At 36.1% G+C, this 21,869-nt stretch carries 20 protein-coding genes and 5 tRNA genes; 11 read left to right on the top strand and 14 right to left on the bottom strand.

Annotation, left to right across the window (positions count from 1 at the left end):
* Positions 1-12 precede the first annotated feature (12 nt).
* From FJR03_RS00870 to FJR03_RS00855, 4 genes are all read right to left on the bottom strand, one after another.
* Positions 13-1,254 (bottom strand): GGDEF domain-containing protein, encoded by a 1,242-nt coding sequence (locus FJR03_RS00870; RefSeq protein ID WP_193113795.1) that lies wholly within the window; start codon positions 1,252-1,254, stop codon positions 13-15.
* Positions 1,255-1,282: 28 nt separating this feature from the next.
* On the bottom strand, positions 1,283-3,895 hold the full coding sequence (locus tag FJR03_RS11785) for a PAS domain S-box protein (RefSeq protein WP_193113794.1): 2,613 nt from the start codon (positions 3,893-3,895) through the stop codon (positions 1,283-1,285).
* Between the two features lie 21 nt (positions 3,896-3,916).
* The gene (locus FJR03_RS11855; RefSeq protein ID WP_430739138.1) at positions 3,917-4,339 is read right to left on the bottom strand and encodes a methyl-accepting chemotaxis protein; all 423 of its coding nucleotides are present in this window, start codon (positions 4,337-4,339) and stop codon (positions 3,917-3,919) included.
* A gap of 702 nt (positions 4,340-5,041) precedes the next feature.
* Positions 5,042-5,425, bottom strand: a complete 384-nt coding sequence (locus FJR03_RS00855) for a PAS domain-containing protein (RefSeq protein ID WP_193113792.1) — start codon at positions 5,423-5,425, stop codon at positions 5,042-5,044.
* Between the two features lie 179 nt (positions 5,426-5,604).
* On the opposite strand from FJR03_RS00855, the gene FJR03_RS00850 reads away from it, so the two are divergent.
* Entirely contained in the window at positions 5,605-6,285 is a 681-nt protein-coding gene (locus FJR03_RS00850; protein ID WP_193113791.1) for a response regulator transcription factor, read from the top strand.
* Positions 6,286-6,303: 18 nt separating this feature from the next.
* Here the strand turns inward: FJR03_RS00850 and FJR03_RS00845 are convergent, their stop codons facing one another.
* The 6 genes from FJR03_RS00845 to FJR03_RS00820 form a co-directional block, all read right to left on the bottom strand.
* Positions 6,304-8,958 carry a PAS domain S-box protein gene (locus FJR03_RS00845; RefSeq protein ID WP_193113790.1) on the bottom strand — a complete coding sequence of 885 codons (2,655 nt, stop codon included), beginning with the start codon at positions 8,956-8,958 and terminating at the stop codon, positions 6,304-6,306.
* A 164-nt stretch (positions 8,959-9,122) separates the two neighbouring features.
* A tRNA-Leu gene (locus FJR03_RS00840) sits at positions 9,123-9,207 on the bottom strand.
* Positions 9,208-9,250: 43 nt separating this feature from the next.
* A tRNA-Arg gene (locus FJR03_RS00835) sits at positions 9,251-9,327 on the bottom strand.
* 16 nt (positions 9,328-9,343) lie between these two features.
* Positions 9,344-9,420, bottom strand: a tRNA-Arg gene (locus tag FJR03_RS00830).
* Positions 9,421-9,461: 41 nt separating this feature from the next.
* A tRNA-His gene (locus FJR03_RS00825) sits at positions 9,462-9,538 on the bottom strand.
* 39 nt (positions 9,539-9,577) lie between these two features.
* Positions 9,578-9,655: transfer RNA gene (locus FJR03_RS00820), tRNA-Pro, on the bottom strand.
* A gap of 171 nt (positions 9,656-9,826) precedes the next feature.
* Between FJR03_RS00820 and FJR03_RS00815 the strand changes: the two genes are divergently transcribed.
* The 3 genes from FJR03_RS00815 to FJR03_RS00805 are packed head-to-tail and all read left to right on the top strand — an operon-like array spanning position 9,827 to position 11,748.
* Positions 9,827-11,272 (top strand): alanine/glycine:cation symporter family protein, encoded by a 1,446-nt coding sequence (locus FJR03_RS00815; RefSeq protein ID WP_193113789.1) that lies wholly within the window; start codon positions 9,827-9,829, stop codon positions 11,270-11,272.
* Entirely contained in the window at positions 11,269-11,541 is a 273-nt protein-coding gene (locus FJR03_RS00810) for a hypothetical protein (protein WP_193113788.1), read from the top strand. The genes FJR03_RS00815 and FJR03_RS00810 overlap by 4 nt, the downstream gene beginning before the upstream one ends.
* A gap of 3 nt (positions 11,542-11,544) precedes the next feature.
* A complete protein-coding gene (locus FJR03_RS00805) occupies positions 11,545-11,748 on the top strand; it encodes a hypothetical protein (protein WP_193113787.1) in 204 nt (67 codons plus the stop codon).
* Positions 11,749-11,828: 80 nt separating this feature from the next.
* Here FJR03_RS00805 and FJR03_RS00800 read toward each other — a convergent pair whose 3' ends face one another.
* The 3 genes from FJR03_RS00800 to FJR03_RS00790 form a co-directional block, all read right to left on the bottom strand.
* The gene (locus tag FJR03_RS00800) at positions 11,829-12,608 is read right to left on the bottom strand and encodes a thiazole synthase (protein WP_193113786.1); all 780 of its coding nucleotides are present in this window, start codon (positions 12,606-12,608) and stop codon (positions 11,829-11,831) included.
* A 157-nt stretch (positions 12,609-12,765) separates the two neighbouring features.
* A complete protein-coding gene (locus FJR03_RS00795; RefSeq protein WP_193113785.1) occupies positions 12,766-14,130 on the bottom strand; it encodes an NAD(P)H-hydrate dehydratase in 1,365 nt (454 codons plus the stop codon).
* A gap of 11 nt (positions 14,131-14,141) precedes the next feature.
* The gene (locus tag FJR03_RS00790; RefSeq protein ID WP_193113784.1) at positions 14,142-14,876 is read right to left on the bottom strand and encodes a P-loop NTPase family protein; all 735 of its coding nucleotides are present in this window, start codon (positions 14,874-14,876) and stop codon (positions 14,142-14,144) included.
* 69 nt (positions 14,877-14,945) lie between these two features.
* On the opposite strand from FJR03_RS00790, the gene FJR03_RS00785 reads away from it, so the two are divergent.
* The 4 genes from FJR03_RS00785 to FJR03_RS00770 are packed head-to-tail and all read left to right on the top strand — an operon-like array spanning position 14,946 to position 19,170.
* The gene (locus tag FJR03_RS00785) at positions 14,946-15,908 is read left to right on the top strand and encodes a KpsF/GutQ family sugar-phosphate isomerase (RefSeq protein ID WP_193113783.1); all 963 of its coding nucleotides are present in this window, start codon (positions 14,946-14,948) and stop codon (positions 15,906-15,908) included.
* Entirely contained in the window at positions 15,908-16,693 is a 786-nt protein-coding gene (locus FJR03_RS00780) for a pseudouridine synthase (RefSeq protein WP_226962142.1), read from the top strand. Before FJR03_RS00785 ends, FJR03_RS00780 begins: the two co-directional genes overlap by 1 nt.
* A gap of 2 nt (positions 16,694-16,695) precedes the next feature.
* Positions 16,696-17,877, top strand: coding sequence for a replication-associated recombination protein A (locus FJR03_RS00775; RefSeq protein ID WP_193113782.1), 1,182 nt, complete (start codon positions 16,696-16,698; stop codon positions 17,875-17,877).
* A gap of 30 nt (positions 17,878-17,907) precedes the next feature.
* Complete coding sequence (locus FJR03_RS00770; protein ID WP_193113781.1) at positions 17,908-19,170, top strand: malic enzyme-like NAD(P)-binding protein; 1,263 nt, start codon at positions 17,908-17,910, stop codon at positions 19,168-19,170.
* Here the strand turns inward: FJR03_RS00770 and FJR03_RS00765 are convergent.
* A complete protein-coding gene (locus FJR03_RS00765) occupies positions 19,163-19,816 on the bottom strand; it encodes an MqnA/MqnD/SBP family protein (protein ID WP_193113780.1) in 654 nt (217 codons plus the stop codon). The two genes, FJR03_RS00770 and FJR03_RS00765, sit on opposite strands and share 8 nt — an antisense overlap.
* 168 nt (positions 19,817-19,984) lie before the next feature.
* Here FJR03_RS00765 and FJR03_RS00760 point away from each other — a divergent pair, with 168 nt between their 5' ends.
* The 3 genes from FJR03_RS00760 to FJR03_RS00750 are packed head-to-tail and all read left to right on the top strand — an operon-like array spanning position 19,985 to position 21,860.
* On the top strand, positions 19,985-20,206 hold the full coding sequence (locus FJR03_RS00760; protein ID WP_193113779.1) for a MoaD/ThiS family protein: 222 nt from the start codon (positions 19,985-19,987) through the stop codon (positions 20,204-20,206).
* A 1-nt stretch (position 20,207) separates the two neighbouring features.
* Positions 20,208-20,645 (top strand): molybdopterin synthase catalytic subunit, encoded by a 438-nt coding sequence (locus FJR03_RS00755; RefSeq protein WP_193113778.1) that lies wholly within the window; start codon positions 20,208-20,210, stop codon positions 20,643-20,645.
* Positions 20,646-20,657: 12 nt separating this feature from the next.
* The gene (locus FJR03_RS00750; protein WP_193113777.1) at positions 20,658-21,860 is read left to right on the top strand and encodes a molybdopterin molybdotransferase MoeA; all 1,203 of its coding nucleotides are present in this window, start codon (positions 20,658-20,660) and stop codon (positions 21,858-21,860) included.
* Positions 21,861-21,869: the final 9 nt, after the last annotated feature.

Raw genomic sequence — 21,869 nt, 5'->3', positions numbered from 1 at the left:
TGCTTAATCAAACTACTTAATTACAATCTGATTTTTACCAGAAGTTTTTGCATCATACAATGCGATATCAGCTAACTTGAAAGTTTGTTCCCATGTATTACAAGAATCATGAAAAGTTGCTCCGAAACTACATGTAACTTTATTTACAACAGAGAATTTATGAAGTTCTATTGATCTGCGTAGATGCTCCAGTACCTTTTGAAGTATTACTTTGTCTTCAATTTTTAATAAGAGTAAAAACTCTTCCCCACCCCATCGTACTAAAACATCCTCTTTTCGAGAAAAATCGTTGATGACACCTACCAATTCTTTTAAGACTTTGTCTCCAACATCATGCCCGTAAGTATCATTGATCTTTTTAAAGTCATCAATATCTATGATCGTAAATGCCAGTTGAATACTTGGAGAGATAAGATTTTGTATATTCTGTTCAAGATACTCTCTGTTGTATGCTTGCGTTAATGTATCATGTATCGCTTTATCTTCTAAAAAATGTTGTTGTAACATTCTTTCACTAATATCTGTAAAGTTAATAATATATTTATCGTTAAATTCCCCTATTGAGATCTGAAAAGATCGACACTTATGATCTTGAAGTGATTCTATCATAACGATTTGCTCGCGTTTAGGAAGCTCAAGTAACGTATCTATCCAGTTTTTACTCTCTTTAATTTTTCCGGTATGAAAATAGTGCTCGTTTGGTACAAAAGTATTACAAACACAGCTATATCGTTGTCTAAACAGCTCCAGCGTGTCACATTGAAAGTATGCTAGCATCACCTTATTCATAAAGAGTGCTTTTGATGTATCTAAAAGAAGAACCATATTGGGTTGTTGGTCTAAAAGCTCTTCTATTAAATTTTTTTGTGTTTCAATATATACCTGCGTCTTTTTTAATTCGTCAATATTTTTAATAATACCAATGTAGTATTTTATATCTTTGTCATCTCCACGTATCGCAGTCACTATCAAATCGATCCAAATTAATCTGCCGGTTCTATTGATATATCTATTTTCAATTGTAAATGAATCTCTGATACCATTTTGTATCTCTTGTATATGTTTTAGATTATTCTCTAAGTCATCGGGAAATGTAATCTCTTGAAATGTTTTGTTTTGTAACTCTTCTTTAGTGTATTCTAAAAGATCGCACAGTTTCTTATTTACTTTTATAAACTGACCTGATGTATCAGCAATCGCCATCCCTACATCTACATTTTCAAAAATACTCTTATAGATTACACTATTAAACATGTTTCTTCTTTATATATATTTTTATGATCTAAAACTCACTCTCATATTGTTTTCTTATTTCTAAAAACTGCTCAAGATGCTCAAAGAAAAGATCAACTAACTTTGGATCAAAATGTTTCCCTCTCTCATTTTTAAAAAGTTCAAGTATCCTCTCTAACTCCCAAGCTTTTTTATATACACGATCATGCCCTAGTGCATCAAATACATCTGCGACTGCAGTAATTCGTCCATATATATGGATATCTTCCCCTTTTAAAGCATTTGGATACCCTGTACCGTCATATTTTTCATGATGTGTATAAGCTACAATAGATGAAGTATTTAAAATTCTTTTGTTCGAATGCTTTAACATCTCATAACCAAGAGAAGTATGCGTTTTCATCACTTCAAACTCCTCTTCGGTAAATCTTCCCGGTTTATTGAGTATACTGTCTGGAATACCTACTTTTCCAATATCATGCATAGGAGATGCCTGTTTTAAAAGCATCGCTTCATCCTCGTCCAATCCAGCAAGTTTTGCTAAAAGGTATGAATATTCTGCCACTCTTTTTACATGCAATCCGGTCTCTTTTGAACGAGTCTCACCTATGGCACCCATAGTCATAACTACTTCTTTTTGTGTATTGGTAATCTCTTCATTGAGTTTTATGATCTCGGTAATGTCATGCATCACTTGAAGATGCTCAACTACATTTCCTTTAGCATCTAAAATAGGATACATCGTAGTTTCCACCGTAAACTCTGTCCCGTCTTTTGCAATATTGGTCAAAGTCTCTTTAAGTACCTCTTTATTTTCAAGGCGTTGTTTAATTTTCGCACACAGCTGTTCTTCCAAATGTCTTTTATGGCGTATTTCTGAGCAGTCTCTACCTAAAAGCTCAGACAAATTACACTTCATAAATCTACAAAATGTATGGTTCGCATAAGTAATCTTATTGTTGGCATCTGTTTTCAGTATAGATATGGTTGAGTTTACTGCTTCTTCATACTGTTTTATATAATAAACTTGGTCATCAAGAGATTTTTTAGTCGTACTAAGCTCTGTTTTTAATATCTCTTTATACTCTTCAAGCTCCGTAATATCGTTTCTCACTCCAATATACTCTTTAAAACTGCCGTCTTTATGGTAAATTGGGCTAATCTCTGTTAAAACATAGTAAGGTCTTCCATCTTTACGTCTGTTTTTAACCATACCTTTCCAGATTTTCCCGGATTGTATAGTTTTCCACATATCTTCAAATGCTTCATGCGGCATATCCGGATGACGTACAATGTTATGCGGTTTACCAATAAGCTCTTCTCTTTTGTAACCTGAAATGGTTTCAAAGTTTTTATTAACATCTTGAATTATCCCCTGCTTATTTGTCACAGAGAAGATTGAAACCTCATCGACAGCTTCTTTAAATTGTTCTAGATAGAAAAGGTTTTCATCTAGTTCATTACTTGTTTTAGATATAAATGTTGTAAGAGCTTTTAACGTTATCTCTTGCTCATCTTTTACACTAGATGTACTCTCTTGTACTATCAGTTCATTTGGTTTTTTTTCACTGAGCATAACAAATGTAGTCGTGATGTTAAGTAGAAAATTGCTTTTTGACTCTATATCATGAAAAAACTCTCCGTATGTTATAAAACCGCTAGAAGGTGCTATTTTTTCAATAGCTGAAATTTCATTGTTTAGATATCCGTTAAGCATACTTCTACGTGCAGAACAACTGTAAATATAGACAGCTTCCATTTTATATGGATATTTTTCTAAGAGTTCATGGTTGTTATAGTCCTCTATATCATGAACATTTGCAAAGCCAAACTTTACCTTCATCCCCTCTTTGAGTCTACCTGCCAGCGTTAAAGAACCGTCTTTATGTACACTAATAGGAGCACGCGCTACATCAATGCCGTTCTTGTTACAAATTAAAGGAAATTTTGTACCTAACTTTAATATATGTTCTACCACTTCTTTTCCGAAATAATGTTCATATACTTCTAAAATAGGTTTGTTGTCAATTTCATAAAGACGTGTGTTCTCAACTTTTGTAACTGTAAACTCTTTTCCAATACTTTGCCAATTTAGTAAAGATGCTGTTTGCACTTCCAAAACATCAGAATCAATCGCCGCAAAAGCAGCATCACAATACTCACAAGTATCAGAGAAAAGTCTGGCTCCTTCAAACTTAAAATCATCAGCTCCATTGCCGCCTGCAATGATTAAAGAGGGATATTCTTGTGTAACAAATTTTAAAAACATTTCAGAATCTAGTGTAAAAGTGTTTGCAAAAAAGATCAAAAGTTTTGTTTTAGGAGTTATAAGTTCCTCTGAAACAACCTCTAATAATTTTTCAGCTGTTAAATGTGAAGAACTCTTTGTTTTGACAGTAGAGTTTTCAAATATGGAAAAAGAGATACTAATAACATCATCTACAATTTTTCCATTTTCTACAATTCCTGCAGTAGATGACCCAACTATTGCACATTGCGGTAAAAACTCTTTTAACTCTCTTCTTACTCTAAAGAACTCTTCATCTGTAGCATTAGAACTAAAAACTTGAATAAGTACAGAATCGTTATTAAGTATATGTTCATTCTCGATAAAACTACGCAAAGATAGTTTATCTTGGTATAAATGGTTTAATACTCTCATTCATGCACCCCTGCAAGTTTATTATTTTGTTAACGTTTCAAGAGTTTGAATAATCTCATCCATCTGATTACTAACTGCACTTACTTCTTCAGAAATTTCATTTACTTGAGTTGCATTTTTATTGAGCGAATCTGAACTCTCAGAGATAGACTGAATCAAGACGTTTGTAGTAGCAGTAGTCTCTGCTAAACTTTTTTGTGTTCGCTCAGCCAGTTTTCGAACCTCATCTGCAACAACTGCAAAACCACGGCCGTGTTCACCTGCACGTGCAGCTTCTATAGCGGCATTTAATGCCAGTAAATTTGTTTGATCGGCTATATCACCTATTGTCTCTAAGATTATTTTAGTTTCATTGGCATTTTCAACCAAAGACTGAAGACCGCCAACCATTTCATTTTCTTTTTCAGATACATTATGAATGCGATCGACGATATCATGTATCATATTTTTAAAATCTACAATTGTGGTGTTTGTAATATTTTCAATTGTGTGGTTTAAGTTATTTGCAGACTCTACAATCTGCTGGTTAGACTCTTCATTTTGCTGACGCATAGTTCCAAGAGCTTCTCCCAATAGATTTACATTTTCTAAAAGCTCTGCCATTTTTGCCTCTACATTAACAGGACTTCTAGCATCAAAATTTCCGTTTGCAAACTGCTTTAAAGTGTTGATTGCATTATCAAGATTATCTTCTGAAGCATCAAGCATATTATTCATACTGTTTCTTAAAACATGTACATACGGTGTATGTGTATCAGCATCAATTCGGCATGAATAATGCCCTTTTGCAACCTTGTCTGCAAGTAAAACCATCTCCCCCGCAACTCGAGTATCTTCCAAAACTGCAGCTTGATAACTTGTTACAATCTTATTGAAATTTTGTTCTGCCTCATTTGTAGTGTTTTCGTTAATATCTAATTTGTTTCTTTTAAATTCCATCATCTCTATCAGAGCTAATCTTTTCTCGTCTAACACATGAGAATTTTTACCATTAAACAGTGTATAAACTGCTATTGTAATTGCTAATACTATAAGAGCTAAAACTGTTTGGATCAATGCAGAAGAGGTTATATAAAGAGATGCTATAAAAAAAGCAAAAATAATAGTAACGATCAAATTTTTTTGTAAGTTGTTCATATATAATCCTTATTGTAATGTCTTGTAAAGCTCTTCAGCTTGTAGTATCTCTTCTTTAGAAGGTTTTCTTCTGCAAGAGAGATAACGTGTCTCTTTCGTTACAGGATCTTTCATTGGATAGACAGTTGCAAATACCCAGTAGAACCCTCCGTCTTTTGTTGCATTTTTAACGTAACCTGTCCATATCTTATTTTGCTTTACAGTAGACCAGAGATCTTTAAAAGCTGCTTTTGGCATATCCGGATGACGAACAATATTATGCTGTTTCCCCACGAGTTCCTCAATGGTATACCCTGCTATCTTACAAAAATCATCATTGGCGAATAAGATTTTCCCTTTCTCATCTGTTTGTGAAACTAAAAAATCGTCGCTCTTTAAAATATATTCCCGCATACATATTCCTTTTTTAAAATTAAACATTAATAGCTTTTTATGTAAAAGTCTTTGACTTATGTCAAGAATAAATTCTTTTTAACAAACTATATAGATGAATGGGAATAATACAGACAAAATATGTTAGAATTATTTCTTTAAACTTATAAACATCTTAATACATAAGAGGCTATCTTCTAATGAAACATAGGTCTAGAATACTTGTCATAGATGATGAGGCAACTTGTAATTTTAAATTGTGTACCTATTTGAAGGGAAAGTTTAAGGAAGTATATAGTGCTTCAAGTGGTGAAGAAGGGTGGCAAATGTATCTAAATTACCTGCCTGATGTGATTATTTCAGATATTAATATGCCAAATATTAACGGAACAGAACTGGTCTCAAAAATACGGAAAATAGACAAAGAGTGTTTTATTATTCTTATGACCGCTTATTCTGACGAGCAAAGTATAGAAACTATTGCGAACTTGCAGATCAACAGCTATTTTATAAAACCTATGACCTCGGAAAAACTCTCTAAATTAGTCAATAATATATATACAAATGAGAGAAAACTTTCTATGAGTTGTGTCGCTATAAATGATACCTACTGGTATGATGCATTATCAAAAACAGTGAAGTCTGAAAATATGGAGATCAAGTTAAACAACAGAGAGATTACCGTGTTAGAAATACTTCTTGAAAATCAAAATAGAGTAGTGACCTATGAAATGTTTAACTTTCTCATATCAGATAATGTTACTACAGATAACGCAATTAGAATTTTAATAGGACGCCTCAGAAAAAAAATCCCTTCTATAAACATCGAATCTGTTTATAAAGTTGGTTATATTTTAAAAAATGAGTCTCCTAAAACTTAAAAACCAGCATTGCCAATACTAATTGGCAATGTAATTTTCAATCTCTTCCATTAAGTGTTTAAATTCTAAACATAAAATTTTTAACATTTTGGTAATTTGAGTAGTATCATTTAAAGATTCTATTTCAATGATTAAAGAATACACTTTATTCGCACCAATACTTCCTGCTGCACCTTTTAAAGAGTGTAATGTAGTTTTAAAAGGTGCGCTTCCTATCTCCATTTTTCGTATCTTTTTACAGAAGTCATGATGTGATTTCATAAAAATATTTAGAAACTCTTTCACTTTATTGTCGTTTTTAAACAGTTTTTCTAATTCTAAAAAATCTATATTTCCTGAAGATGGAATATCTACAGGAGAGACAGTTAAAAGATAACGGTGTAGTATTTTTTCAAGTACATTCCTGTTGATAGGTTTTGCAATGTGTTCGTTCATTCCCACTGCCTCTGCCATCTGTTTATCACCATTCATAACTGCAGCACTTAATGCAATAATAGGAATCGTTTGGTTAAAAGTTCTAATCTCTTTACTCGCTTCATACCCATCCATGGTTGGCATATGCAGATCCATAAAAATTATGTCGAAATCATTTTTCTTTACTTTATCTATCGCCTTTTTTCCATGTTTGGCTGTTTTTACACTTAAACCATACTCTTGAAGTATCTTTTTTGCCAATATTCGGTTTGTTGCATTGTCATCAACAAGTAATGCGCGAGCATTAAAATAAACTCTTTCACCATTTTCTACTACTTCTGATTCCTCAATATCTTTGCTCTGATCATCTGTTGAGAGTTGTAACTCTAAAGTAAAGTAAAACGTAGAACCTTCTCCAAGCACACTCTCCGCCCAAATTTCACCTTTCATCAACTCTATAAGTTGTTTCGTAATTGCAAGTCCTAATCCAGTCCCTCCATATTTTCTTGTAGTAGAGGAATCGGACTGTGTAAAAGAATCGAAAAGTTTTGAAAGCGTCTTTGGAGGTATCCCTAAACCGGTATCACTTACTGAACACAATATTTTTATTTTTTTTGATGTTTGTTTGAGGAGTGTAATATCAATTGATACTCTACCCTTCTCCGTAAACTTTATTGCATTGCTAATTAAATTGTTAAAAACCTGTGTCAAACGAAGTGAGTCTCCAACAACAATTTCTGGAATTTCAGAAGAGATATTTACATTTAGTTTCAAAGATTTAGATGCAATTGAATATGCAAACATTGCTCGGATATCATCAATTAATTTACTCAATACAAATCTATGCTCTTCTATCTCAAGTTTTCCTGCTTCCATTTTGGACAAATCAAGTATATCGTTGATAACGTTTAAAAGAGCATTAGATGACTTACGAGCTTTTTGTAGATAATCTATCACCTTTTTACTCTTCGCTTTTTTCATTGCAAGTTCGATAAAGCCTATCACTCCATTTAACGGTGTCCTTATCTCATGACTCATATTAGCTAAAAATTCCGATTTTATTTTAGTAGAGTATTCGGCGTCCTCTTTTGCTTTTACAAGCTCTTTTTTCAGCTTTATCTCTTCGGTAATATCTCTGACAGATGCATAAATAAGTGCTTTTTGACCGACAAATACTTTAGAAGCTGTAATAGAAGCATCATAAGAAGTACCATTTTTTCGTTTATGTTTACGCTCTAAAACAATCGGTCCAGAAGTTAAATTTGCTATTGTCTCTCTATAATCTTCAAGTGATGAAAAACCTTTATCCCAGTCAAGTACATTTAAATGCTGCATCTCCTCATCTGAATACCCTAATAACTCTTTTGCTTTTTGACTATATTCAAGTAGATCACCTGAAGCATAATCCATAATGAAAATCCCATCAGATGCATTCTGTAAAAGATTTTGGTATCGAATTTTTTTCGTTGCGGTTTTGATATTTAACTCTTGAATCTCCTGTTCACTTTTTCTGATTTTCGTAATATCTTGTCCCGAAGCCATAATACCTACAGCTTCTCCGTTTTGATCTTTTATAATTTCATTATGCCATGCTATGAGACGTTCTTCTCCGCTCTTAGTAAGTACTGGATTTTCAAAATATTTTACTAATTCTAAATTCCCGTTAAATATCTCATCTATTAAATTTTCAACACCCTCTTGGGTATGTACAGGCAAAACTGTTTTGATCCAGTTTTTACCGAGTAACTCCTCTTTTGAATACCCAAGAATCTCACAACCTTTAGGGTTTATCAACTGAATAGTCCCCTTTTTATCTACTGCAACCAACATAACTGCTGCAACATCTAGATAAAGTTGTGCTTTTTGTTCCTGCATTTGCAGGGCTAACTGGGTTTGTTTTAGTTCATCAATATTTCTAAGAACAGCAATATAATAATCAAGAACATTATTCTCTTTTCTGATTGCAGTTACTGTGATATCTGCCCAGATCAACTGTCCCTGCTTAGTTACATAGCGCTTTTCCATATGGAATGTATCGCTAATACCTTCATTGATCTTTTGTAAATTTTTAACACTCTCTTCTAAGTCTGCTTCATAAGTAATCTCACGAAAAGTTTTGTTTTGAAGTTCTTCTTTTGTATAGCCTAAGAAGTCACATAGACTTTTATTTACATTTATAAGTTTTCCAGACTGATCTACAATAGCCATTCCAATATTTGTTTTATTAAAGACTGTTTGGTAAATACCTAAATCACTCATATAGAATGTCCTTCGAAAGTGTATATATGTAATTATGAATTATAAAGTATACCTTTATTTCATATATCTTCTTATGTGAATAAATAATTGATTATAAATTTTTATAGATTTTATTTTTATTTGATTTAATTTGAAAAGTTTTTGGAAGTATTGTTTTATGTAAGTGGTGCGGACGAAAGGACTTGAACCTTCACACCTTGCGGCACCAGATCCTAAGTCTGGCGTGTCTACCAATTTCACCACGTCCGCGTGGAATAAGTTTTTAACGTCTCTTCAGACAACAAATAATAAGTGGTACGCCCTACACGATTCGAACGTGTGACCGATGCCTTAGAAGGGCATTGCTCTATCCAGCTGAGCTAAGGACGCATAATATCAGACAAAATGGTACGCCCGATAGGATTCGAACCTATAACCCTCGGAGCCGAAATCCGAAACTCTATCCAGTTGAGCCACGGACGCTACTTTTTGTTATATCGTCTTAGTTCTAATAATTAATAATATGGGGTGGAATATGGGATTCGAACCCACGGCCCCCAGTGCCACAAACTAGTGCTCTAACCAACTGAGCTAATCCCACCATGTTTAATCATTATTAATTTAATTATTATAAAAAAAATGGTCGGGGTGAAAGGACTCGAACCTTCGGCCCCTTGGTCCCAAACCAAGTACTCTAACCATACTGAGCTACACCCCGACCTAAACATTAAAAAGCTTGGTTGCTGATTAATGAGGCTGAAATTATAGTGGATTTTTTTTCTTATGTCAATAGTTTTAGGAAGAAATTTTATAATTTTTCTATTTTTTAACAAAAAGTGAGTTAAGTTTCATTTGTTACAATTATACAAACAGAGTAAGAGGATGTGTTGTGGGGGAACTTTTTAGTAGCATAAACGGAATATTGGAGACGATACTTTTTTTTGATATTTTTTTCGGAAAGGTTGAAGGTATATCTATACCTTTTTTAGTTGCATGGCTTATTGCAGGTGGTGTTTATCTGACATTCAAGATGAACTTTGTAGGATTTAAGTATTTTACTCATGCATTTAAGATCATACGTGGAAAATATGAGACAAAAGATGACAAAGGGTTAATCCCTCCATTTGGTTCATTAACAACTGCTCTTTCTGCTACGGTTGGTCTTGGAAATATTGCAGGTGTAGCTTTGGCTGTTTCTATCGGTGGTCCCGGAGCTACATTTTGGATGATCCTTGCAGGGTTTTTAGGGATGAGTTTAAAGTTTACGGAAGTAACACTCTCACTACAACATAGAGAATTTTTAAAAGACGGCAGTGTTATGGGTGGTGCAATGGAGTACCTTTCTAAAGGTTTGGCACAAAAAGGGTATGCAAAAATTGGAAAAGTTTTAGCAGTTCTATTTGCTGTATTTATGATTGGCGGTGCTATTGGCGGTGGAAACACTTTCCAAGTTTCACAAGCTGTCAGTGCTCTGGGTCAAGAGATAGACTTTTTCAATACTTATCCGGTAGTATTTGGTATTATCATTGCAGCTCTTGTCGGTTTTGTTATTATAGGCGGTGTACAAAGGATAGCTAATTTTACAGAGCGTCTTGTTCCGGTAATGGCAATTATCTATATAAGTGCTTCAATCTGGATCTTAGGTTTCTATTTTGAACAAATCCCTCACGCTTTTTCTCTCATATTTACAGAAGCCTTTTCTAACAATGCCCTTTACGGCGGTATGATTGGAGCAATGGTTCAAGGGTTCCAACGTGCAGTTTTTTCTAGTGAGGCAGGGATTGGTTCCTCTCCGGTAGCCCATGCACCGGCACTGACAAAATATCCGGTTCGCCAAGGTATGGTTGCACTTTATGAGCCTTTTATCGATACTATAGTTATATGTACAATGACGGCACTAGTAATTATCATCACAGGTGTATATGCACCAGATGGTGCACATGCGGCACTTATTGAAGCAAGAGAAGGTGCAGCACTAACATCGGCTGCTTACGGTACTGTCATTTCATGGTTTCCTGCTGTCCTTTCTATATCTATCGCTCTTTTTGCTTTTTCAACAATGATCTCTTGGTCATACTACGGTGAACGTGCATGGGTATATCTTTTTGGTTCGAAGTACTCAATTCTTTATAAAATCCTTTTCTTATCGTTAACAGTTATAGGTACGATTGTCAGTACAAGTATACTGGTAGACTTTAGTTTTATGCTTCTCCTTGCTATGGCTCTTCCAAACATTTTCGGTCTTTTCGTCTTAAGCGGTGATGTAAAAAGAGACTTAGTCGAATACAGTCAAAAACTTAAAAGCGGTGAGCTAGATGCGGAGGTGATAAGATGAGTCCGGCACAAGAGTGTAAAGAGATTTTAAAACAAGAGGGGATCAATCTTCTCTCATCAGTAGACTTTGATGTAAACGGAGAAGAGACCTCTTTAACTTTAGAGTATATTATAGATACATATATGTTAGCATCAGAAGAGTCACAACTTGTATTTTTAACTGCTATGAAAAAATCTCTAGAGGCAAATACTATAGGTATAGAGAAATTCTTTGAAGGGATGGGACAACTACTTCTAATGTCCCATTTATCGGATAAATTTGAAGGATAAATTATGGGTTGGACATGTCAACACGATCATAAAGGCTTTTGTAAACTTTTAAATGTAACTTGTACACCTGGGATTAAAGGGTGTATTCTAAATAAAGGGCAACACGAATATTTTTTCTCCAGTGGAGATTTTGAAAAAGACAAAGAGAGAGAAGAGTCCAAAAAAGAGGACTCTATTGATTTTGCAGCTCTAGCAAGGTCGCATTAAATCTGCCTCGATACGAGGCAAGCTTTAGTGCCTCAGCGGCTAGCGCAGTAAAATTAGCTTTGCTGATTTTACGAAACTAATTAAAACTGAATAAGTCCGTCAACCGGGCTTGATGCAGTCGCATAAGGTTTTTTCGGAATACGTCCCGCTAAATAACTCATACGTCCACCGATAACCGCATGTTTCATAGCCTGAGCCATAGCAATTGGGTCGTTAGCTTGTGCAATCGCAGTATTTGTAAGAACACCTTCAGCACCTAACTCCATTGCATATGCAGCATCACTTGCACACCCTATTCCCGCATCAACGATTACAGGTACACTTACCGCTTCACGAACGAAAACAACATTGTAAGGGTTTTGTACACCAAGTCCACTTCCAATAGGAGCAGCTAATGGCATAACAGCATCAGCACCCGCATCTTCGAGACGTTTAGCCATGATTGGATCATCTGAAGTATATGCCATAATAGTAAAGCCCTCTTTATGTAACACTTCACACGCTTTAATTGTCTCAATTACATCCGGGTATAAAGTTTTTTGTGTATCACCGATAACTTCCAGCTTGATTAGATCGATTCCTGTCGCTTCACGAGTTAATCTAAAAGTAGTAATCGCCTCTTCAGCAGTAACACATCCCGCAGAGTTTGGTAAAAACTTTACATTTGTTCCTGCAAAAGTATCGCGAAGATTCTCTTTATCAGGGTCTGTGATGTTTAAACGACGAACTGCAACAGTGATAAGCTCACTACCAGATGCTAAAGTCGCCTCTTTTGTCATATCAAAAGAGTCATATTTCCCACTTCCAACTATAAGACGAGATCCTAGTTCATATTTTCCGATTTTTAGTTTATTATCCATTCTTCTTCCTAATCTAATTTATTTTCGTTTTCGTTATTTGTTCAAGATTGTTTGGTTTGTTTTTAGAGGCTCAGACCAAAGGGAGGATTTGTCCTCTAAAAATAAATCAAATAATCGTTTATACTTTTTTATTGTTGAGTTTATAACAAAACAATTCTTACAGTTTACATATACCATCGATCAAATCGATCGGCGTAAGTGAAAAATCAGCACCCTTGTAACTTTTTGCCAACAGCGTATGGGCAAGTGAGCCGCTGATTGCAGCATCAAGCGGAGCATACCCTTGCGCTAAAAGCCCCGCTATTAGCCCTGCTAAGACATCACCACTGCCCCCTTTTGCCAAAACATTGCTGCCATAAGGATTAATGAACATCTGCTCACCTTGAGAGATGATCACATTTGCACCTTTAAGTACAAGTGTAACATCTGGGAAATGTTTACTAAAAAGCTGTGCATACTCAAATCTGCTTTGTTGTAACTCCTCTACAGATATTTCTGCGATCTTACACTCTCTTAAAACCTCACAAAACTCTTTTGGATGAGGCGTTATCACAACCTTCTTTTTCCCTAGTAATGTAGAAAGTAAAGGGTGATAAAAAATATCTGCATCTAAAAGCAGAGGATGACCGTTACTTACGAAGCGCTCCAGTTCACTTTGAGAAAACTCAACACCAAGCCCCATTCCCAGTGCTATTGCTGATGCACTTTGAGGTAGCTGGTGTGACTGCATAATCTCATACGGGGCATGAATATTTTCATTGCTCAGCAGTGTAACCAAAGCGGTTCCAAAACGAAAAGCAGCCTGTGCACTCATAACACTCGCCCCTGTTTTCTCTCCGCTTACCACTGCAAGATGCCCGTAAGAACCCTTATGAGTGTTTTGCTTCTTTCTGTTTGGAAGTTGCAGATCACTCTCATCAAGCAGTTTTATTTTCGAGTCCGTCTCATAAATTTCACGTGCAACACCGAGGTCCAGAACTGTTATCTCCCCGACGATATCTTTTACTTTATCTTCAAAGAGAGATTTTTTCAAACCACCCATTGTCAGAGTATAATCGGCATTAAATTTATAGCCGCTTGGAATATCACACGCTATTTTCACAGCTTTGTAGTTATTTAGGGTCTCTAACATTTGCAGTAACTCTGAAGAAAGCTCACCGTTAAAGCCCGTCCCTAAAACAGCATCAACGATTATCTCGGCATTAAAAAGTTGATCGACAAAAGATACATCCACTTTTTGCGCTCGTAAAAGCTGTAGCTTTGCCATCTCGCTTTTTGCCTCTTTTGCCATAAAGAGTTTCACATCATAATCTTTATGAAGTATACGAGCAAGTGCTAAACCGTCTGCACCGTTGTTTCCACCTCCGCAGACAACTAAAACAGTTGCCCCAAGAGCGTAGTTACTTTTGATAAAGTCAGCCATACCGTCAGCTGCATGTTCCATTAAAAGGTCTTCGCTTAGAGCGAACTCCTCATAACATTTGCGATCGAGTGAACCAACTTCATCAAAAATATTTTGCATCTAGACTTCTCTTATTCTTCCGGGATATACTCGTCAATTTGAACAACAGAGTTTTTAATCTCATTGAATAAAAGTGTCGGATATGCCGTTCTGAATTGATAGAAAAATTTATTCTTTTTCAAATTTTTCAGATTTGAAGTATTGAAATAATCTACATTTGCACATCTACCAACATACAAGAAAGTAAAAAGTAGTTTTAAATGCGGGTTTTCAAACGTTGAGTGTGGTTGTGCCAAGAAAGTAAAACCAAACTTTTGTAAATTTGTAAAACTTAACATATAAAGTAAAAAGTCCTCAAATTTTGTATAGAAACCGTTTAGATTTTCAATATCATGGAAAAAATAGTAGTAATGCTCTAACAGATCTTTATTTGAGATTGTTTGTGTTAGTTTTGACTTCACATCTCTTTTATTTGAAAAAAAGTTAGGATTTACTGCCATATAGATATGTTTTCTTTGAGATACAAGCTCTTCAAACGCTTTATCGAACTCTTCTGTTTCATCAAATCTAATGTAGTTAAAGTGTTCATCTTTGTAACGAAGCTCAATCTGATCTTCATGAGAATCGTCAAAATCTAAATATATTGTCGGTACATCTTTATCGATAATAAAATTTCTAATTTTACAAGCTAAATTTGTTTTTCCAGAACCTTGTTCACCTAAAATCAAAGTGTTGTAAGAAAGGATTCTGTCTTCTAATTTTAAAGTGTCTATACTATCTAAGTATTTCCCAATTACAGCTCTCATAAAAGCCCCTTTTTTATCTTCATAATATGTATTATATCTTATGAAGATAAAAAGAGATATAATAAGGGTATGAATTATAAAACTATTGCACAAGAAACATTAAATATTGAAGCACAAACATTACTGGATGCTGCACAAAACATAAATGATGAATTTGATAAAGCTGTTGAGATGATCCTTGGATGTAAAGGGAAGCTGATCGTAAGCGGAGTTGGAAAAAGCGGGCTTATCGGTGCAAAGATGGCTGCAACTTTTGCCTCTACAGGTACTCCGAGTTTTTTTCTCCATCCGACAGAAGCACTGCACGGAGATCTTGGGATGATTGGAGCTGGAGACGTAGTTTTAGCTATTAGTTACAGCGGAGAGAGTGAAGAGCTAAGCTCTATTCTTCCACACATTAAAAGGTTTGATGTCCCTCTAATCGGTATGACGAGAAACGAAAAATCAACACTTGGCTCATACAGCGATCTTGTAATTAAAATAGAAGTTGAAAAAGAGGCATGTCCGCTTAACACGGCTCCTACGAGTTCAACTACACTTACACTGGCACTCGGAGATGCTTTGGCTGTGTGTTTGATGAAAGCAAGAAATTTTCAAACAACTGACTTTGCCTCGTTTCATCCGGGTGGTGCACTTGGGAAAAAACTGTTTGTAAAAGTAAAAAATCTTATGCAGACACAAAATATTCCTGTTTTAGGTGAAGATGCACAAGTAAAAGATGCAATACTGAGCATTAGCCAAGGGCGCTTGGGAACGGTACTTATAGCAGATAAAGAGGATCGTCTTGTAGCCCTTGTAAGTGACGGGGATGTTCGTCGAGCACTGCTTAGTGAGAACTTTTCACTCGAAGACAATATTATGCAGTATGCGACACTAAACCCTATGAGTATAGATGATGAAGAGCTCTTAGCAAGTGATGCTTTAGTGCTTATAGAAGAGAAAAAAATTCAACTGTTGGTTGTCACAGATAAAGACAAAAAAATCAAAGGTGTATTACACATACACTCACTCATAGAAAAAGGGATCTCTTAATGGCAATGAGACTAAATAAATATATAGCACACTATTCAACTTACTCACGCAGAGAAGCTGATCGTGCAATTCAAGACGGTTATGTCCGTATCAACGGCGAAATCGAAATGAATCCTGCAACGCAGGTTGAAGAGGGGCGTGATATCGTTTATGTAAGCGGTAAACAGGTAAGCCCTAAAAACAAATACACAGTGATTGTGTATAACAAACCAAAAGGGGAACTTGTAACAAAGTCTGACCCAAAAGGGCGTCGTACAATATATGACAGCTTAAGCAAAGAGTTCAAACATTTTATCCCTGTGGGACGTCTAGACTTTGCTAGTGAAGGGCTACTACTTCTTACCGATGCTTCACACGTCGCAACAGCTTTAATGGAATCAGACTTAGAGCGTATCTATAAGATCAAGATCAAGGGTGAAGTAACGCCAGAGATGGAAGATGCGATGATGAACGGTCTTTATCTTGAAGATGCAAGTGCGGGTGCACACTCTCACTCTAAAATAAAAGAGATGGAATTTAAACCGTTTTTAGGGTACAAAATCCAAAAAAACCAGCCAAACTACTCAATCTTAAAAGTTGCAATCGCTGAGGGAAAAAACCGTGAACTTCGTAGATTTTTTGCACACTTCGGTGCAGATGTAGTTGATCTAAAACGTCTTAGTTTTGCAGAGATCGAACTCAACAATCTCCCAACGGGAAAAACAAGATATTTAACAAGAAGTGAATACTCTGCACTTTACAAGTTTTTAAAAGAGGAATCTAAAAAACAAAAAGAGAGAGCCTAGAGTTGGACTTTGCATCACTTTTACGCCCTAAAACCTTTGATGAGATTGTAGGTCAAGAGCATTTAAGCTCTCTTGGCACCCCTTTAAGAACGCTTTGTGAAAAAGGGGCTTTAGGGCATAGTTTTTTTTACGGACCTGCAGGATGTGGGAAAACCTCTATTTCAAGAGTAATCGCAAATGTGATGGATCTCCCTTTTTATGAACTCAATGCAACTTCACTAAAACTTGAAGAGTTGCGAAAAATATTTGCTCAATATAAAAATGCTTTACAAAAGCCCCTAATTTTCATAGATGAAGTGCATCGTCTTTCCAAAAATCAACAAGAGGTACTTTTACCTATTATGGAAAGAAACGAAGCGCTGATCATAGGAGCTTCAACTGAAAACCCGTTTTACTCTTTAACTTCTGCTATCCGTTCACGTTCAATGCTCTTTGAAATTAAAGCAATTAACAATGAAGCACTCACTAAACTTCTTCAAAGAGCCATAGAAAAGTATGACTTGGAACTTGTAGATGATGCAAAAGAGTATCTAATTGCAAGTTCAGGCGGTGATGCAAGAGCGATGTTAAAGCTTTTAGAGTTTGCAACAAATATCTCTAACGTTATTACACTCGATACACTCCGCTCACTTCGTCCAAATGCGCTTCAAGCTGGGAGCTCTGAGGCAGGTGTACACTATGATCTTGCCTCAGCCCTCATTAAATCGATCCGTGGAAGTGATGCCGATGCTGCTATCTATTATCTTGCACGTCTTATTGACGGAGGTGAGAGTGCAGACTTTATAGCTCGACGACTAGTGATACTTGCCAGTGAGGATGTGGGCAATGCAAATCCTCAGGCACTAACACTCACAACATCGTGTTTGACCTCTGTTAGTAAAATAGGTTATCCCGAAGCACGTATAATTTTAGCTCAAGCGGTTATCTACCTCTGTGCTTCACCAAAATCAAACTCTGCATATAAAGCGATCAATGAAGCACTTAACAGTGTACAAAACGGCAATATTATGAATATTCCCAAAAACATTCAGCAAAACAATGCCAACTATCTCTATCCACACGATTTTGGAGGCTATGTCCCTCAACAATACTTAGAGTATCCGCAACAATTTGTAGAGTTCAAAGAGATAGGATATGAGAAAAAAATGAAAGAGTGGCTCGAAGCGATTACAAAAAGTGTATAATTAAAAAAACACACTTTTCAAGGATCTCGCATGAGTAAAAAAAAGATAGACAAAGAAGCTCTTGATTATCACCAGTTTCCACAACCTGGTAAAATCTCCGTAGAGGTAACCAAAGCAGTTGAGACACAAAAAGATCTCTCCCTTGCCTACACTCCCGGTGTAGCAGTTCCCTGTTTAGAGATAGAAAAAGATCCTGCAAATGCATACAAATACACAGCTAAAAGTAATTTAGTCGCAGTTATCTCAAACGGTACTGCAGTTCTAGGTCTTGGAGATATCGGAGCACTTGCTTCTAAGCCTGTTATGGAAGGAAAAGGTGTACTTTTTAAAAAGTTCTCCGGACTTGATGCATATGATATTGAAGTAGATACTAAAAGCATCGATAGATTTTGTTCTGTAGTCTCTGCTATTGCACCTACATTTGGCGGCATCAATTTAGAGGATATCAAAGCACCCGAGTGTTTCGAAATAGAGCGTCGTTTAGTTGATGAGCTTGACATTCCCGTAATGCATGACGACCAACACGGAACGGCCGTAATCTCAACAGCAGCTATTTTAAATGCTTGTGAGATTGCAAATAAAGATATTGAAAAACTAAAGATCGTAGTTGTCGGTGCCGGAGCAGCAGCAATCTCTTGTGCAAGACTTTACCGTGAAGTGGGTGTACAAAACATACTTATGCTTGATTCAAAAGGGTTAATCCATCAAGGAAGAAGCGATCTTAATGACTTTAAACGTGAATTTGCCACACACGATTACATGACACATGATGAGATCTTTACAAACGCTGATGTAATTGTCGGACTTTCACGTCCAGGTACATTTCACATAGAAGATGTAAAAAAGATGTGCAACAATCCTATTATCTTCACTTTGGCAAACCCTACTCCAGAGATCTTCCCTGAAGAGACACGTGCTGCGCGTCCAGATGCGATCGTAGCTACGGGAAGAAGTGATTACCCTAACCAGGTAAACAATGTTCTAGGGTTCCCGTTTATCTTTAGAGGGGCTATGGATGTACGTGCAAAAGAGATCAATACGCAAATGAAACTTGCAGCTTCTAAAGCGTTAGCAGAATTGGCTAAAAAAGAGGTTCCCGAGTATCTCCACAATATTCACGGCAGAGAACTTCAATACGGAAAAGAGTATATTATCCCCTCCCCTTTTGATAAGAGACTTGTAGTGGAAATTTCAGCCGCCGTAGCCCTAGCAGCCATAGAAAGCGGTGCTTCAGATATGAAAAATTTCGATCTCGATGAATATAAAAAAGAGTTAGCATCAAGAGTTAAATAACTTTTGCTGCCTCTTTATAAAACTTTTGCAGTCCTCTTTGTGCTCTTCGATCAAGATTGTAAGAGATAAGTTTTAAGTACTCTAACACTTCTGATTTTTCTATACCAACATCTTTTGCCGCTTTTTCTAAGAGATATTGTGGAATTCTTACTCTGTATTTCCCGAAATTTTTTTCAATCTTTTTATAAATCTTTTCATCTTTGTGAAATGCAAGCACGGCAAACACGAAAGGGAGTTTATAACGTTGGTTCCAAAGTTGTGCAAGGTCGATATAGTCATCGTTTTTAAGAGCATAACGAAGTGCTTTATCACCAATAAGTACCTCACCTTCTAGTCCCAAAACATTTACCAATACATTTGAAGTTGCAGATTCTGCATCTTTTTTTGCACCTCTGCTTGGAATAACCAATACACTTTTCACATCTTTTCTTGCGATAATTCCGAGTTTTACGTTTTTATACTTTTTTGCCTCTATACTTGAGATAAAAGCTGCATCAACGCGTCTTTTTTTAAAGGCATAATTGATCTTGGCAGGGACATTCTTTTTATGCTCCATACCCATCTTGATTTGTGAAGAAGATATAAAGCGTTTTATAAAGATATGAAACGGTAAAAGGTTGAGATATTCTATCTTTCCAAAAAGCACAAAGACTCCAAAACTAATTTTTGAAATTATACATCACTTAACTTATCTTAGATATAATTTTGCCAATAAAATATTTTGCAAGTTCCTCTTAGAGGACGAATCCTCCCTAACGGTCTGAGCCTCACGAGTAACTTTCAAAATATGTACCAATGAAATAAAAGGTATAGAATGGTTAAAGTAGAATTTTTAGGACCAATACAAAAAGATGCTATGGAATTAGAGATCGCAAATCTTAGTGAACTCGCACCGATTTTACAAAAAGATGAAGAGTTAAAAGAGTGGTTAACTAACTCGGCAGTTGCCGTGAACGATGCTCTTGTATCATCTTTAGAACATCCTCTCAAAGATGGAGATAAAGTATCTCTTTTACCTCCTGTGTGTGGAGGCTGATTTGTTAGAACTACATAACGGTGCGCTAAATGTTCCAGAGATACTAAAAAGATGGTATGAAGATGAATCTACAAGTAATTACGGAGCATATATCCCTTTTGTGGGAACTGTACGTGATGAAAGCGGGATTGAAGGTCTGAGTTTTGATGTGTATGAGCCAATACTCGAATCTTGGTACAAAGCTTGGGAAGAAAAAGCGGCAGCTAAAGGTGCGATCATAAAAATGGCACACTCTCGTGGTGACGTGATGCTTCATGAATCTTCTTACATAGCAGCAGTATTTTCTCCAAAACGTCGTGTAGCTTTAGAGTTTATAGACGAGTTTGTAGAGGATTTTAAAGCTTCTGCTCCTATCTGGAAATATGACCTAATAAATGGGAAAAGAGTATATGCCGAAGATAGATCGACTGCAATCAGCGGTAGCGGTCTTTTAGCGTAAAAGGAAATAATATTGAACTTATTATCGTATGAAACAAGTCAAAACATGCTTGAGTTACTTCAAGTAAATACTTCAAAGTTCGAACGAGTCCCTTTAAGTGATGCACTGGATCGTGTATTAGCTGAAGATATCGTGGCTAAATATAACGATCCCCAATTCCCTACCGCTTCTATGGATGGATACGCAGTAAAGCATGCTGATTTAGAAAAAGGTGAGCTACTTGTTTTAGGTGACAACCCTGCAGGAAATGATGAGCAGCGTGAGATCAAAGAGGGTGAATCTATTAAAACTTTTACAGGTTCAAAAATGCCTGCAGGTGCAGATACGCTTATCCAGATTGAAAATGTAACTTACGAAGATGGAAAAATTGTCATTAATGAGCCGGTAAACATTGGTTCATCTGTTCGTCCTATCGGTGAAAGTTATCAAGCCGGAGATATTCTAATCAAAAAAGGAACAAAAATCGGATATGCTGAGATCGGCGTATTAGCTGGATTGAACCAAGTGATGGTAAAAGTTGCCCTTCGTCCTAAAGTAGCAGTAGTTGCAACTGGAAGCGAAATAGTAGATCTTGGTGAACACAGCGACAACCCTGCACAGATCAGAAGTTCAAATAACTATACACTCGAAGCACTTTTTAAACAAGCTGGAGCAGAGGTAATCCAAATAGGAACTGCCCCTGATGATAAAGAGCAGTTGATGCAAACATTTGAATCTGCAATCAATTCGGCAGATATTGTCGTAAGTACGGGCGGTGTAAGTGTCGGAGATTATGACTTTGTAAAAGATATAGTTCCTCGCCTTGGTGCTTCTGTTGTATTTAAAGGGGTAGCTATCAAACCGGGTCGCCACGTAATGGTAGCACAGCGTGAAGAGAAGTTTGTACTTGCTCTTCCAGGCTTTCCTTTTTCATCAACCGTAACGGCTATTCTTTATGCACTTCCTTTAATAGCAAAAATGCTGGGACAAGCAAAACCCTATGAAGTTGTCGCTGCAAAACTGCAAGAAGATTTTAATAAGCGCAGCTCGTTTACTGAATTCACTACCTGTAATGTTGTAATTGAAGAGGGAGAGTTTTTTGTGAATTTCCAAGATAAAAAAATAGGAAGTTCTGCAATTCTTACAAATATGCTTAACAATAGTGGACTTATGATCACTGGTGAAGAGGACAAAAAACTCGAAGCCGGAACTTCGGTGAATGTAATTCTACTCTAACTTCTTCCA

The sequence above is a fragment of the Sulfurimonas marina genome (assembly GCF_014905095.1).
Classification (GTDB): Bacteria; Campylobacterota; Campylobacteria; order Campylobacterales; family Sulfurimonadaceae; genus Sulfurimonas; species Sulfurimonas marina.
Note: the sequence above shows the minus strand (reverse complement) of the source record. Positions and strands in the feature narration are given on the sequence as shown.

What these genes read in the sequence shown, in the direction of transcription:
- FJR03_RS00870 (WP_193113795.1), bottom strand. Translation starts at nt 1,254, where the DNA reads ATGTTTAATAGTGTAATCTATAAGAGTATTTTTGAAAATGTAGATGTA.
- FJR03_RS11785 (WP_193113794.1), bottom strand. Translation starts at nt 3,895, where the DNA reads ATGAGAGTATTAAACCATTTATACCAAGATAAACTATCTTTGCGTAGT.
- FJR03_RS11855 (WP_430739138.1), bottom strand. Translation starts at nt 4,339, where the DNA reads ATGATACATGATATCGTCGATCGCATTCATAATGTATCTGAAAAAGAA.
- FJR03_RS00855 (WP_193113792.1), bottom strand. Translation starts at nt 5,425, where the DNA reads ATGCGGGAATATATTTTAAAGAGCGACGATTTTTTAGTTTCACAAACA.
- FJR03_RS00850 (WP_193113791.1), top strand. Translation starts at nt 5,605, where the DNA reads ATGAAACATAGGTCTAGAATACTTGTCATAGATGATGAGGCAACTTGT.
- FJR03_RS00845 (WP_193113790.1), bottom strand. Translation starts at nt 8,958, where the DNA reads ATGAGTGATTTAGGTATTTACCAAACAGTCTTTAATAAAACAAATATT.
- FJR03_RS00810 (WP_193113788.1), top strand. Translation starts at nt 11,269, where the DNA reads ATGAGTCCGGCACAAGAGTGTAAAGAGATTTTAAAACAAGAGGGGATC.
- FJR03_RS00805 (WP_193113787.1), top strand. Translation starts at nt 11,545, where the DNA reads ATGGGTTGGACATGTCAACACGATCATAAAGGCTTTTGTAAACTTTTA.
- FJR03_RS00800 (WP_193113786.1), bottom strand. Translation starts at nt 12,608, where the DNA reads ATGGATAATAAACTAAAAATCGGAAAATATGAACTAGGATCTCGTCTT.
- FJR03_RS00795 (WP_193113785.1), bottom strand. Translation starts at nt 14,130, where the DNA reads ATGCAAAATATTTTTGATGAAGTTGGTTCACTCGATCGCAAATGTTAT.
- FJR03_RS00790 (WP_193113784.1), bottom strand. Translation starts at nt 14,876, where the DNA reads ATGAGAGCTGTAATTGGGAAATACTTAGATAGTATAGACACTTTAAAA.
- FJR03_RS00785 (WP_193113783.1), top strand. Translation starts at nt 14,946, where the DNA reads ATGAATTATAAAACTATTGCACAAGAAACATTAAATATTGAAGCACAA.
- FJR03_RS00780 (WP_226962142.1), top strand. Translation starts at nt 15,908, where the DNA reads ATGGCAATGAGACTAAATAAATATATAGCACACTATTCAACTTACTCA.
- FJR03_RS00770 (WP_193113781.1), top strand. Translation starts at nt 17,908, where the DNA reads ATGAGTAAAAAAAAGATAGACAAAGAAGCTCTTGATTATCACCAGTTT.
- FJR03_RS00760 (WP_193113779.1), top strand. Translation starts at nt 19,985, where the DNA reads ATGGTTAAAGTAGAATTTTTAGGACCAATACAAAAAGATGCTATGGAA.